Below are 13,276 nucleotides of genomic sequence, written 5' to 3' on the forward strand. Positions count from 1 at the left end.
ATCAACATGGACGACCTGCGCGAGCACAAGAAGCTCGCTCTACGCCAAGCCGCATGACCAGCTTCATGATCGCCCATTTTGCAGAACTTGACGCACACAACCTTGAATGAACTACTTCCCCGGTCGTCCGGTCTTGCCGGGCCTGCGCTTTTCGCGGCGAGCGTCGCTTGGATCCTCGTAGGAGCCGATGCCGGCGCGTTGGCGGACGATTGGTTTGCCGTCGTGTTCCTTCGCGCCCCCCTCTGTCCTGCCGGACATCTCCCCCACTTGGGGGGAGATCGGCTGTGGCTTGGCCGGCACTTTTCCTTCGACCGGCTTTTCCGTGCGCCTGACCGTCATCTCATCCAGCGAGTTCTTCTTGAACAGCGGCTTGGTGGCGTCGCCCGGAATGCCGAAGTCGGAGCCGTGCGCTTCCTGCGCCGACTGTTTCTTGAACAGCGAGCGCGATACGGCGCCTGACGGTGTCGTCATGTCGGTGCCAGGGCCCATATCGTCGATCGAAGGCTTGGCAAACAGCGGCTTCTTTACCGGTACGGCGCCATCGGCGCCCATTTCGTCGAGCGCTGGTTTGCGGAAGAGGTTGGGCCGGGCGGCCCTGGCGGCTTCCTCTGCGGCCTGTGCCGCGTCGAGCTTGCGGAAACGCTCCTGTTCCTCAGCTGTACGGTGTTTGGCCACACCCTTGTTGTGCTTGCCTTTTTCGCGACCCGAGGCCGGGCTTTCCATATCGGCGTATTTGGCCAGTGGGTCTTCGGAGATGGACAGTTCCATCTCTCGCAGACGCTTGATCTCGTCGCGGATACGAGCCGCCTTCTCGAAGTCGAGATTGGCCGCGGCATCGCGCATCTGCTTTTCCATCGCGTCGAGATGGGCCTTGAGGTTGTTGCCCATCATGGCGCCGGCATTGTCGGTGAACTGCGAAATGTCGGCGCGGACGTGGTCCTTCTCGTAGACCGAATCCAGAATGTCGGAGATGCGCGACTTGACCGATTCCGGCGTGATGCCGTTGGCCTCGTTCCATTCCACCTGCTTTTCGCGGCGGCGGTTGGTTTCGGCCATCGCCCGTTCCATCGAGCCGGTCACCTGGTCGGCATAGAGGATGACCTTGCCGTCGACGTTTCTGGCGGCGCGGCCGATGGTCTGGATCAGCGAGGTTTCCGAGCGCAGAAACCCTTCCTTGTCGGCGTCGAGAATGGCGACGAAGCCGCATTCAGGAATGTCGAGGCCTTCGCGCAGCAGGTTGATGCCGACCAGCACGTCGAAGGCGCCGAGGCGCAGATCGCGCAGGATCTCGATGCGCTCCAGCGTGTCGATGTCGGAGTGCATGTAGCGGACGCGGATGCCTTGCTCATGCAGATATTCGGTCAAATCCTCGGCCATGCGCTTGGTCAGCACCGTGACCAGCGTGCGGTAGCCGGCCTTGGTGGTGTCGCGGATTTCGCCAACGACATCGTCGACCTGGGTCTTGGCCGGGCGAACCTCGACCGGCGGATCGATCAGGCCGGTCGGGCGGATGACCTGTTCGGCGAAGACGCCGCCGGCCTGCTCCATTTCCCAGCCGCCAGGGGTCGCCGAGACGGCGACCGAAAGCGGACGCATGGCATCCCATTCCTCGAAGCGCAGCGGCCGGTTGTCCATGCAGGACGGCAGACGGAAGCCGTATTCGGCCAGTGTCGCCTTGCGGCGAAAGTCGCCGCGATACATGCCGCCGATCTGCGGCACGGTGACATGGCTTTCATCGATGAAGACCAGCGCGTTGTCGGGAATGTACTCGAACAGCGTCGGCGGCGGATCACCCGGCTGGCGGCCGGTGAGATAGCGCGAATAGTTCTCGATGCCGGCGCAGGAACCGGTGGCTTCCAGCATCTCGAGGTCGAAGCGGCAGCGCTGTTCCAGCCGCTGCGCCTCGAGCAGGCGGCCTGCGCGCTCGAGTTCGACCAGCCGGTGCTTGAGCTCTTCCTTGATCGACTTGATCGCCTGGTTCAGCGTCGGGCGCGGCGTCACATAGTGCGAATTGGCGTAGATTTTGACGCTTTTCAGCTCGCCGGTCTTCTGGCCGGTCAGCGGGTCGAACTCGGTGATCTGCTCGATCTCGTCGCCGAACATTGAAATGCGCCAGGCGCGATCCTCCAAGTGGGCCGGGAAGATCTCGATCGTGTCGCCGCGCACGCGGAACGAGCCGCGGACGAAATTGATGTCCTGCCGTTTGTACTGCTGGGCGACGAGATCGGCGAGCAGCGCGCGCTGGTCGAGCCGGTCGCCGATCTGCATCTGGAAGGTCATCGCCGTATAGGTCTCGACCGAGCCGATACCGTAGATGCAGGACACCGAGGCGACGATGATGACGTCGTCACGCTCGAGCAGCGAACGCGTCGCCGAATGGCGCATGCGGTCGATCTGCTCGTTGATCGAGGATTCCTTCTCGATGAAGGTGTCGGTGCGCGGGACGTAGGCTTCCGGCTGGTAGTAGTCGTAGTAGGAGACGAAATACTCGACGGCGTTTTCCGGGAAGAATTTCTTGAACTCGGAATAGAGCTGCGCCGCCAGCGTCTTGTTCGGCGCCAGGATCAAGGCAGGGCGCTGCGTCTCCTCGATCACCTTGGCCATGGTGAAGGTTTTTCCGGAGCCGGTGACGCCGAGCAGCACTTGGGTCCGGTCGTTGTTGTCGACGCCTTCGACCAGATCCTTGATCGCGGTCGGCTGATCGCCGGCCGGCTCGAAATCCGAAACCATCTTGATGGCAATGCCGCCTTCGGATTTTTCGGGGCGGGCAGGGCGGTGCGGCGTCCACAGCACGCCGTCCTTGTGCAGCGGATTGCCGGATTCGATCAGCGCCGACAGTGCCGCCACCGTCGCGGTGACGCTGCCCGAAGCCATCGTCTCGGCGTCTTCCAGCGAGATGTCGAGGCCGGCGACCGGATTGAGGCCGGCGGCGGTGCGCTCCCTGGCTGACGCCGCGCCACCCATCGAGGTGCCGCGCGAACTGCGTCCCGGCGAGCTTGAGCGCTCGGGTATCTTCTTCGACGGCTTCGGCGATTTGCCGCCGTCGCCCTTGCCGACAAGACGTCCTTCGTTTTCGGCTTCCTGCTCGATCTGCTCGGCCCAATCCGCGATCGAACCGGTCAGCGGCGTGCCAGAGAGCTCCGGCTGCGGCATCTCGGCGAAACCGCCTTTGTGCAGCGGCTCGGAGGCGTCGAGGAAATCGGTCAGCGGGCTGCGCCGCTTCGGCGCGGCGCGGTCGTCGTTCGCCGTCGGCGGCGTTTTCTTATCGGGGGATTTGGCCATGTCCCGAATATGGGATTTCCTGGCCAAAATGGAAAGAGCGCGGTGGGGAGAGGCGTGCCGAACAGCGCTGCTCCTGACAGCAGGCTGTCAGGAGCAGGCGGGAAGGTGCAGCCGAAAGCCTCTTGTCGCTACACGCCCCTGGCGGCTGATGCGACCTGCGTCGCCGACCCGTTCAGGCGCGGCACCACGACAAGGCGTTTGATCTTGCCCTTCTTGTAGGCGGCGAGGAAGCGCGCATAGTCCTTGAAGGCGACGCAACCGCTCGACTGGCCGTAGCGGCCTCGAAGCAGGTAGGTATGGGCCAGAAAGCCGTCGCGATTGTATTTGTTGCGGCCATCGGCCGGTGTCAGGCGCAAGGCCTCCACTCCGTGGAAGCGCGTCTCGCGCAGCGACAGATTGTAGGTGTTGGGCGGTGTCGGTCCGCGGTTCTTCTGGTCGGCATAACGCGGCTGGTCCGTCATGGCGCCGATGCCAGAATGAGCCTCGAGCCTTGAGCCGTCAGGCATGTAGACGGTGCCGGCGCTGATATCGTAGACGGCGACGCCATTTCCGGCTCCGCTTCTGGATCCCGGCGAGTTGAACAGATTTCTGAACGCCTTGCCAAGGCCGCCCGAAGGCGTGTCAGGCTTAGCATAGGCCAGCACATCGCCGCCATCGGCCGGCCGGCCTTGCCGCGTCGGTTTTGCCGGCTGGGCCTGCTGGACCGTCTCGCGTGCCGGCTTCGATTGCTGGGCGGGCTTGAGCTGCTGAACAGATTTGGGCTGCTGAACGGGCTTAGGCTGCTGCTGGACGATTTTGGGCTGCGGCGGGTCGAATTGCGGGCGGCGGGTCGGCAACGGCACGTCGTCGGTCAGCGCGTCCGGCAGCGAGGCGGCATCGCCGGGTTGATCCTGCTGGGTTTCGACGGGTGAAACCGCGACATCGGCTGACGATTCCTCGATCGGCAGCGGTGAGGCGAACGCCTCGTCGTCGGCCGGCAGCGACTGCACCAGAGCAAGCGCCAACTGCGAATTGTCCGGCGTATCGGATTGGACAAAGCCCATCGGCTGCGGTGCGGTCTGCACGACCACCGAGCCGGTATCCAGCCGGGCGAAACGTTCGGCCGCCGGAACTGGCATGTTGTCGGAGAGGCTGGCCGTGACCTGGACGGACGGCACCAGCGATGCCTCGGCAATTCGTGGTGCCACGGTCGCGATCACCGGGCGGGTGTTGGCAGTGGCGGCAGGCTTTCCGGCGTCGGCAAAGGCAGCGGCCAGCTTCATCGGCGAAAGCGACGCTTCCATGCGTTCGAAGCGCTCCTGCGCCTTCGACTTCACGGCGGCGGGCGTCGGCTTTGCTTGCGCCACAAGGCGTTCGGACTTTTCCGCCTGCGAGCTTACCCTGGCCAGCTTGAAACAGCTGGCACCGCACTGCACCGAATGATCATGCAGGGCCTGAGTGCCGCCATTGGCATTGGACAGCACGAAGGGTGTTTTCAAGAAGTGCTGTTTCAGCGGATCGATAAATGCGAGCGATCCCGGCATGGACAGCGTCTGGGGCAGGCCAACCGAAGTCGCCGACAGCGAGGCGCCGACGGAACTGAGGCCGGCCATGGTGCCGATCAGCCAAAGGCCGATGGCGGTGCTGGCGCAAGGCAGCGCGACCCAGCGGGCCACCCGGCCAGCGTTGAAGGAAGAGGAACGCGGAGCATCGACGAACTCGCCGCCCTCACGCTGTCCCCGGTTTTTTTTATGTGTACTCAACAACGCCATGCAACCAATCTCGCTTCAATCGGTTTCCCCGTACGTGGCCTTGAGAGCCGCGACGACCATTCTGTGAGTGATCCCAGGTGGTCCCCGACGCGTTTGCCGCGTCTGTAGTTGGTTGCCAATTGCTTCAAAATATGGACAAAGTTGGTTAATCAATTCCTCTCAAAACCAACGACGAGATGTGGATTTTGGCCAAATCAGCCTTCGTCCACGGCCAGGAAAGTGGTGTTGTCGCCCTTCCGACCTGGTTTTGCTGCCTGTTTTTGGCGGCCGAGTCAAGCAAAACAGCCGCTGCTAATTTTTGCGAAGCGCCTTCGCGCGGCATCTGCAGTGAGGTGACTGCCAGCAGACATCGCTTGGGAAAGGCGCCTGTTTCCAGTAAAAATGTTGCCGGTCTTGCCAAGATTTCCCCTGCGGAAGAGCCTCAACATCCCGCCCTCAGTTGAACCAGAGCGCAAAGGTCAGAAACCCGCCGCCGCCGAACTGGCGCTGGATCTGGTCGAAATCGCTGCTGGTGACGAGCTCGCCGCTTTCGAGGTAGGGCGCGATGGCCGGGCCGGTGATCGACAGCACCAGATCGAAGTTTTTCGGGTCATCGAAGAAGCGCTTCATGTTGATGCCAAGGCCCGTGCCGGCGGTGACGCGGAAATGCGGCAGCAACTTGCGGCCCTCCAGGAGATCTTCGGCCATGGTCAGGGCGGCGAGCCAGGCCTGAACCTGCTCCTCGCCGACTTCGAGGCCGGTGAGCGGGTTCTCGCCCTTCTGCTGCGGTGCAGGCAGCCATTCGCGGTCATTGTCGGTCTCGGCGCGGATCGCCTTCCAGTCCTCGCGCGACAGCCGGATCATTTCCAGCAGGTGGCGGCGCGCCGCTTGCCGGCGCTCCGGTTCGACCACCGGCCAGTTGATGAGATGCACCATCGAGATGAAATCGGCGATGCGCCATTCCGACGAGAAGATGCTCGAGCCCATGTCGCCGGCCGGCGGCACCAGAATATCCTGCAACGGCAGCTTGGCGCGCGGGAACAGCATGTGGAACGAGCCGTCGAAGGTGCTCCTGAAATCATGCGCCAGCCAGAAATCGGCCTGGGCCATCAGGAACTCGGCATAGCCCTGCAGCCAGTACCCGTCGGCGCGGTCGAAACGGAAGGTGAGCGTGGGGACGGCGTCGTCCGATGTAATGCCGCCACGGGACAACGCGGCGATGATCGCCGCCATGCTCTCGTCCGGAGCGATGGTGCCGTCCTCGTTGAGGTCTATGCCCGCACGGGTGAGATCGATCGCCATGCCGATATCGGCGTTCGCCGGCACCGACGCAAACGTCGCCGCGGATTTTTCCAGCCGGTCGCGGAAGCCGACCAGGATGGCGCGGAACTGCTCGTAAGTCAGCGGCTCGGGATTGGGATTGTCGGGCACCGGCAACCGCATCAGTGGCAGCATGAAGGACTGCGGGCTTTCGAAACCATGGCGGTGCAGGCCGGTGGCCAGGATCTCCAATGCGGTGAAGAACTCGCCCGCCCCGGCCGCATAGGCGGATGCCGGGTCTTTTGGCGCGGCGGCCTCCAGCATCGACAGGGCAGTGTCGCGCGCGGCCACGGTCTTCGCCTTAAACAGCGTGGTTGCCGCTTCGGGCATTGCCGCCGACGCGGAAGACAGCGGCAGGAGCAGAATGAAAGCGGTCAGCAGGCCTGCCAGTCGTGTCATCTTTTCCCCCAATATTTTGTCGCGCAGCGCAGATATACACCATTTGCAGCGCTGCGCTTCAACCCGCCCGCCGGACGGTCTACACAGGGCAAACAATTGGGCGCCGCGTGTCGAATTATCCGCTTTCCTACAAGCTGTCCTGGCTGCCGCGTTTCCTGAAGCCGTCGCTGGCCGGAGACGTGCAAGACTTTGCGCCGGTGGCGGGAACGCCGATGGATCCGCCGCCAAAGCTGGCGGTGCGGCTGGCCTTCATCGGCGACATATCAGCGGTGGCCAACCGCAGCGCGCCGGACTGCAATCCGGAGATCAAAGCGTTGCTCGGCGCTGCCGATCTGGTGATCGGCAATTGTGAAAGCCCTGTGGTGGACAGACCAAGCGCGGTGCTGGGCACGAGGCTCGGCACGCATCATGCGATGAGCGAGCGGTTCCTGGCCGAGGCGCTCGCGGCGGTCGGCATTGCGCGCGAAAAGCTCGTGCTGTCGCTGGCCAACAACCATGTGCTCGACCAGGGCGTCGCCGGTTTCGACGAGACGGTGGCGGCGTTGCAGCGGCTCGGCATCCGCACGGTCGGCCTGGCCGCCAATGGCCCGGTGGTGCCTGTCCAGGTCGGACCGCTTGATATCGGCTTCGCCGCATTCACGCTGTGGCGCAACGCCGATGAAAAACTGTTTGCGGGGCGCGTTTCGATGGACAGCGATCCGGCGCGCTGGCCGCGCGCTGGCTTGGATCTTCTCTGCGCCGTGCCGCATTGGGACTGGGAGTTCCGGCATTTTCCGCGTGCCGAAACGCGGGCGCTGACCAGGCGGCTGGCCGGGCAGGGCGTCGGACTGATCGCCGGCCATCACGCCCATGTCGTGCAGCCGGTGGAAAGGATCGACAAGGCGGTGGTCGCCTATGGGCTTGGCGATTTCCTCGGCACCGCCTTTGCCCGCCAGCCATGGCCGGGTCGCGTCGGTTCTATCCTCACTGTCGATGTCAGTGCCGATGCCGGTACGCGCGGCACGATCGCATCTTACCGGATGCATCCCTTCATGCGCCTGCGCGCCGGCGACCATGAGCGGCTGGTGTTGGTGGAGGCTTTGGAGGGCCGAATGCGTGACAAGGTCGCGGAGCGACTGAAAGCGATCTTCCCCTCTCCACCAACCGATCAAGGCGTCCCCGCTTAAACGTCTGGCGGCCCCTGCAAAACCGACTATCATGCTCCCGCAGAGGCAAGCTTGCGGGGATAGCGGTGGAAACAGCGGATTTCATGCCGAGCGAAACGGTCATCGCCGGCATCCGGAAAGACATCGCGGCCTATGAAGCGGCGAGGGCGTCGGCAGTCCGGCAAGTGCGCTGGCGGGTGCCGGTGTTCCTCGGACTGGTGCTGGTGGCCGTGGTGCTGGTCGCCTGGCTGTTCAACAAGGTCGCCGACCCCAACGAGCAATGGGTCTCGACGCCGCATGTATTTCTCTATGTGATCGGCTTCGCGGCTTCGATCCTGCTCTATTTCCAGGCCAGGAAACCGGCGACGCGGCTGCAGCAATCGTTCCGCGAGACGCTGTTGCCGATCATCTTCGGCTTCATCGCCGACATGCGCTACCAGCATGGCGTGACGCCGAATTCATTCGACCGGTTGCCGCGCACGGCGGTTGGTCCGTTCAACCGGCAGGCGTTCGACGACATCGTCGCGGGCCGCTACGAGGGGTTTCCGTTCGAGCTCTACGAGGCGCATCTGCGGGAAGGGTCGGGCAAGGGCTCGTCGACGGCCTTTCAGGGCGTCATCGTCGCCTTCGAGACCATCGCGCCGTTCCCCGGCATATTGGTGGCGACGCGCCGGACCAACGCGGTCATCAGCTTCTTTCGCGGCATCTTCGCCAGCAAGCTGCAGGAGCTGTCCAGTGGCGACGTGGCGCTCGACGCCGCGTACGAGTTCCGCACCGACAATCTCGGGGCGGCACAGCCACTGGTGAGCGGCCGGCTGGCGCAGGCGCTGAAATGGCTTGGCGAAACCTGGCCGGACGATCCGGCCCGTGTCGCGCTCAATGGCAGCGATGGGTTCCTGCTGCTGCCGCAGACGAAGAACTTCTTCGAGCTGCCGGATATTTCGGTGCCGCTCGATTACACCACGCATGTCGCGCCGATGATATCGGACATGGGCGCGATGCTGGCGACGGCGGCACTTGTGCGCAAGATCGGCGCGAAGGACGAGATCGATTAGTTGGGCCTCGCTGTCAGCAGTCAAAGCCGTATTGGTCGCGCATGGTGTCCGCCTCCTCTTTCGACATTTTGTTGAACATAACGCAGACGGTGAAGCTGCCGACCTGATGGCCGGCGCGCATATAGCCCCAGTCGGAAATATCGTTTCGGGTGAATTCTATATTCTGCCCGAGGACCACATTACGCACTTGCTCCGGCTGGTTCGCCAATATGCCGACAAAGCCTGTTTCAGTGCGGCGGAACGGGATGACCCAGAAGTGCTCGCTGACGTTGCCGTCGCGCACCTTGACCTTCAATTTGAACCTGTCGGTGTCGGAGGAAGGAGCCTCGGACAGTGCCAGGAATTCATCCAGGCTGGCGAGCGCCTGCGCTGTCGCTGCCGCCATCTCGGGATCGTCCTCGGTAAACATAATCGTCTTGTCATCGCCCGGATCCGCGCCTTGCGCACAGGCGGACCCCGGCGCAAGCGCCAGCATCAGGGACATCGCGGTCCGGACTGCAAGTTTCATGGAAGGCCCCCTTTCATCGTAACGGCGCACCATCCTGCATCCGTTCCGATTTGCAACCGGAGCGCGAGTTTCATCCACTTCGGAGCGGCGAGTTGAGCTGATCCATGAAACAAAATGTGTATCGATGACCGGTCGGCAGTCTGTTTCGTGATGCCGCTTGAGACGGATTGCGGCGGCCGCGCCGTGATCGAAACCGCCCGCCACAATCCGGCTAAACGACTCTTTTCGCGGACAGAAGTCCGCTCACTGGGGGAGCCGAAGCGGCCTGAAATGATCTCGGTCGCAGACAATGTGTCGGAATTAAGCCTATGATATTGTTTGAAAAATTCACCCAACGTGATTTGCGAAGCGAGCGCTTCCGTTCCAGTTTAAGGCCGTCCGGTGCTGTCGTTTCCCAAGGCGGCCCGGAAAAGTGAAACAGCACGGAGTGCACCCCATGAAGAAGACCCTCGCAACCACCGCCGCTCTGCTCGCCTTCCTCGGCACGGCCTATGCCGCGACCGTTCAGGGCACGATCCAGGCCGTCGACCCGACGACCAAGTCGATCACCCTCGACGACGGCAAGATCTACCAGCTGTCACCGGAAGCGACGATCGGGAAATTGAAGGTCGGCGCCAAGGTGGCGGTGACTGTCGATGACAAGACCGGCATCGTGACGTCGATCAAGAAGGCCTCGTAACGCGAGAGCATCGTGCGTCGGCAGACCTGCTGACCGGATTTTTCAAACCCTGTTCCACTCATGGCCGGTCCCTCCGGGGATCGGCCATTTTCATGCCTCGCCCCTCGATGCCGGGCGACCTGGATGAGGTCTTCCGGCTGGACCCCAGGGCCGGCCGGCGGAACGCTGTCCGGCGGCATCGCTATGGTTTTTGCCAAAAAGCCGCGCTATCCCTTGGCCAACGGGGGATATTCATGGCCGACGAACAAAAAGGGTTTCGCCTGTCGCGGCGATTGCTGCTGGGTGCGGCTGTCCTAGGTGGCGCGGTGCTGTGGGGCGGCAACACCGTGGCGCGGCTGGCGCGCGCGCCTTCGGGGCCGAAGAACGCCGGACGGATAGCCGATATCGACGGCTTCGCGTTGCCTTTGAAGCCGCTGGACAATGCGCCGGCCTTCGATGCGTCGCTGCCCTGGTCGGCAAAAGGCGGCGACATCAACGATGCCAGCGGCCTGTCGATGACGCCGGTCTACGGCGTCGTCGAGGTCAGCGAGGACGAGCACATCGCCAATGCGCTGGCCTTCGCGCGTGCCAATGGCCTGAAAGTCTCACTGGCCGCCATCCGCCATTCGATGGGCGGGCATGCCTTCGACGACAACGCGCTGGTACTCGACCTCAGAAAGTTCAACAAGGTGACCGTGGATGCGGCGGCGAAGACCATGACCTTGCAGCCGGGCGCGCGCTGGCACGACATCCAGAACCTTCTGCATCCGCGCTTTGCGGTGAAGGCGATGCAGTCGACCGACATCTTCTCGGTCGGCGGCTCGCTGTCGGTCAATGCGCACGGTATGGACCACCAGGCAGGTTCGGTGGCGGGCTCGATCCGCTCGATGCGAGTGATGCTGGCTGACGGCTCGGTGACGACCTGCTCGCCCACCGAGAACACCGATCTGTTCCGCCACGTCATCGGCGGCTACGGCCTGTTCGGCGTGGTGCTGGAGGCGACGCTCGATATCGTCGACAACGCCGTCTACCGCACCTCGCGCGAAATCATCAGATCGGACGATTTTCCGAAATTCTTCGCCGAGGTGCTGGAGCCGAACAAGGATATCGGCCTGTTCTACGGCCATCTGTCGACGGCCCCCGGCAATTTCCTCGAGGACATGATCGTCTACCGCTACGACAAGGTGGCGGAGCAGCCGCCGGCGGATCAGCCTGAGATCGGCGAGCCGGGATCGGTCGGGTTGAAGCGGGTGATCATCAACCTGGCGAAATGGGGCAGCCTGTTCCAGGAGTTGAAGTGGTTCACCGAAAAGACGCTGGAGCCGAAATTCGAAAGCTGCACGGTGGCGCGTACTTCGGCCATGGCCGAGGGCGAGGCCTGTCTCGTCACCCGCAACAACCCGATGCACGATTCGGTGCCCTATCTCTTCAACGATCAAATAGAAGAGACCGACATCCTGCACGAATATTTTATTCCACGTGCCGCCTATGTCGAATTCATCGCGGAAGCGCGCGAGATCCTGCGCAACCAGACGCTGCCGGTGCTCAATGCTTCTGTGCGCATTGTCCACAAGGAGGATGTGGCGCTGACCTACGCGCCGGAGCCGGCCTATTCGCTGGTGCTCTACATCAACCAGCCGACCGATGCCGACGGCAATGCCAGGATGCGCGCGCTGACGCGGGCGCTGATCGACGTGACGATCAAGCATGGCGGGCGCTTCTTCCTGCCTTACCAGCTGCATTATACGGCCAGGGAATTGCTGGCCTCCTATCCCGAACTGCCGGCCTTCCTGGCGGCGAAGCGGCAGTATGACCCGACGGAACTGTTTTCCTCGACCTTCTACCGTGCCATCAAGGCGCTGAGCGGGGTGGCATAAGAAGCAGGAGAACAGCCATGCGCATGGTATCGGCGGCGGCATTCACCCTCATCGCTCTGTGCGCTGGACCGGCCGGGGGCGAGGATCTCAAAGCCTTCAAGCTGACCATCGACGGGGTAATGATCGATATCGATCCCGGCGAGAGCACTGATGTGACGCTACCCGGCGGTAAGCACAGCAAGGTGACGCTCGAGCGCAACGACTTCGCGACCTTCTCCGGCAGCGATTTCTCCTTCGTCCATCCGAGCAATATTTCGGTGACCAAGACCGACCTCGGCGATGATATCACGCAGTATCTGATGGCGTCGGCTCTCGGCACGATCGTCGTCGTGCAGGAATATGGCAAGATGAATCCGGTGTCGCTCAACCAGCTGATGCTGCAGGAGATGACCAAGGAATCGGTGCAGGCCGGCGCCAAGCTGACGCAGGAGCCGACGACGCGCAAACTCGCCGACGGCAAGGAATTGACCGGGATTCGCGCCGAGGTGAAGACACGCACCGACACCGCCGATTTCGAGATCGTCGGCTTCGGCCTGGCCGATCGGGGGCTGCTGTTCATCACCCGCGTTGCCGGCGAGGATGCAGCGACCGAAAAGCCGCTTATCAACAAGTTCTGGCAGAGCCTGAAAGTCAAGTTCAGGCCGGACTAGGGTCGTGTCTCAGTTTGAATTTCGGTTGGGGTCCACACTTTTGCATAACAGCGGCTCAAGTTATTCTGACGATCCGGATGTTGGAGATCCTGCAGCATGGCGAAGCTCATTTTCAGAATGAACCAGTCCCTCGACGGCTATGTCGACCACCAGAAAATGCCGTCGGGCCCGACAATCTTTCGTCACTGGATAGAGCAAGTGCGCAATTTGAGCGGCAGTGTTTACGGTCGCGGCATGTACGAGGTCATGCGTTATTGGGACGAAGACAGTCCTGAATGGAGCGCGGAGGCGCACGAATTCGCGGCGGCGTGGCGGAGGCAACCGAAGTGGGTTGTGTCGCGCTCGCTGAAGTCGGTCGGCCCCAACGCCACACTTGTCGGGGACAACGTCGAGGCGGTGATAGGTGGGCTTAAGGCTGAGCTCGTCGGGGAGATTTCAGTTTCCGGACCAAACCTGGCACGAAGCCTGACCGATCTTGGTCTTATCGATGAATATCAACTTTACCTCCATCCGTTCGTGCTCGGTCAGGGCAAGCCATTTTTCGCCAGCCCCCGGCCGCCGCTTCGCTTTGTGGCCAGCGATTTGATCGGTGATGACGTAATCAGGTTGACCTATGTTCCTGCCTGATTAAGCGGTCGTCAAACGCCGGCGG

At 62.6% G+C, this 13,276-nt stretch carries 11 protein-coding genes; 6 read left to right on the forward strand and 5 right to left on the reverse strand.

The window, feature by feature from the left end; translation table 11 throughout:
• Positions 1–111: 111 nt before the first annotated feature.
• The 4 genes from uvrB to NKK51_RS25845 all read right to left on the reverse strand — a co-directional run bounded on the left by uvrB (position 112) and on the right by NKK51_RS25845 (position 6,731).
• Positions 112–3,282, reverse strand: a complete 3,171-nt coding sequence (gene uvrB, locus NKK51_RS25830) for an excinuclease ABC subunit UvrB (RefSeq protein ID WP_352440381.1) — start codon at positions 3,280–3,282, stop codon at positions 112–114.
• Between the two features lie 128 nt (positions 3,283–3,410).
• On the reverse strand, positions 3,411–5,033 hold the full coding sequence (locus NKK51_RS25835; protein WP_352555025.1) for a DUF2778 domain-containing protein: 1,623 nt from the start codon (positions 5,031–5,033) through the stop codon (positions 3,411–3,413).
• Between the two features lie 145 nt (positions 5,034–5,178).
• Positions 5,179–5,433: a hypothetical protein gene (locus tag NKK51_RS25840; RefSeq protein WP_155930561.1), complete on the reverse strand. Its 255-nt coding sequence runs from the start codon at positions 5,431–5,433 to the stop codon at positions 5,179–5,181.
• Between the two features lie 35 nt (positions 5,434–5,468).
• Positions 5,469–6,731: a hypothetical protein gene (locus NKK51_RS25845; protein ID WP_352555026.1), complete on the reverse strand. Its 1,263-nt coding sequence runs from the start codon at positions 6,729–6,731 to the stop codon at positions 5,469–5,471.
• Positions 6,732–6,838: 107 nt separating this feature from the next.
• Between NKK51_RS25845 and NKK51_RS25850 the strand changes: the two genes are divergently transcribed.
• A complete protein-coding gene (locus NKK51_RS25850; protein WP_352555027.1) occupies positions 6,839–7,897 on the forward strand; it encodes a CapA family protein in 1,059 nt (352 codons plus the stop codon).
• 83 nt (positions 7,898–7,980) lie between these two features.
• Positions 7,981–8,931 (forward strand): hypothetical protein, encoded by a 951-nt coding sequence (locus NKK51_RS25855; RefSeq protein WP_352555028.1) that lies wholly within the window; start codon positions 7,981–7,983, stop codon positions 8,929–8,931.
• Between the two features lie 13 nt (positions 8,932–8,944).
• Here NKK51_RS25855 and NKK51_RS25860 read toward each other — a convergent pair whose 3' ends face one another.
• Positions 8,945–9,439, reverse strand: a complete 495-nt coding sequence (locus tag NKK51_RS25860; RefSeq protein WP_023809778.1) for a YegJ family protein — start codon at positions 9,437–9,439, stop codon at positions 8,945–8,947.
• Positions 9,440–9,875: 436 nt separating this feature from the next.
• Here NKK51_RS25860 and NKK51_RS25865 point away from each other — a divergent pair, with 436 nt between their 5' ends.
• The 4 genes from NKK51_RS25865 (at position 9,876) to NKK51_RS25880 (ending at position 13,251) form a co-directional block, all read left to right on the forward strand.
• The gene (locus NKK51_RS25865; protein ID WP_013530037.1) at positions 9,876–10,118 is read left to right on the forward strand and encodes a DUF1344 domain-containing protein; all 243 of its coding nucleotides are present in this window, start codon (positions 9,876–9,878) and stop codon (positions 10,116–10,118) included.
• A gap of 233 nt (positions 10,119–10,351) precedes the next feature.
• Positions 10,352–11,974 (forward strand): FAD-binding oxidoreductase, encoded by a 1,623-nt coding sequence (locus tag NKK51_RS25870; protein ID WP_352555029.1) that lies wholly within the window; start codon positions 10,352–10,354, stop codon positions 11,972–11,974.
• Between the two features lie 17 nt (positions 11,975–11,991).
• Positions 11,992–12,624 carry a hypothetical protein gene (locus NKK51_RS25875; protein ID WP_352555030.1) on the forward strand — a complete coding sequence of 211 codons (633 nt, stop codon included), beginning with the start codon at positions 11,992–11,994 and terminating at the stop codon, positions 12,622–12,624.
• A 96-nt stretch (positions 12,625–12,720) separates the two neighbouring features.
• Entirely contained in the window at positions 12,721–13,251 is a 531-nt protein-coding gene (locus NKK51_RS25880; protein ID WP_352555031.1) for a dihydrofolate reductase family protein, read from the forward strand.
• Positions 13,252–13,276 lie beyond the last annotated feature (25 nt).

Source organism: Mesorhizobium sp. M0011 (assembly GCF_040324155.1).
Lineage (GTDB): Bacteria > Pseudomonadota > Alphaproteobacteria > Rhizobiales > Rhizobiaceae > Mesorhizobium.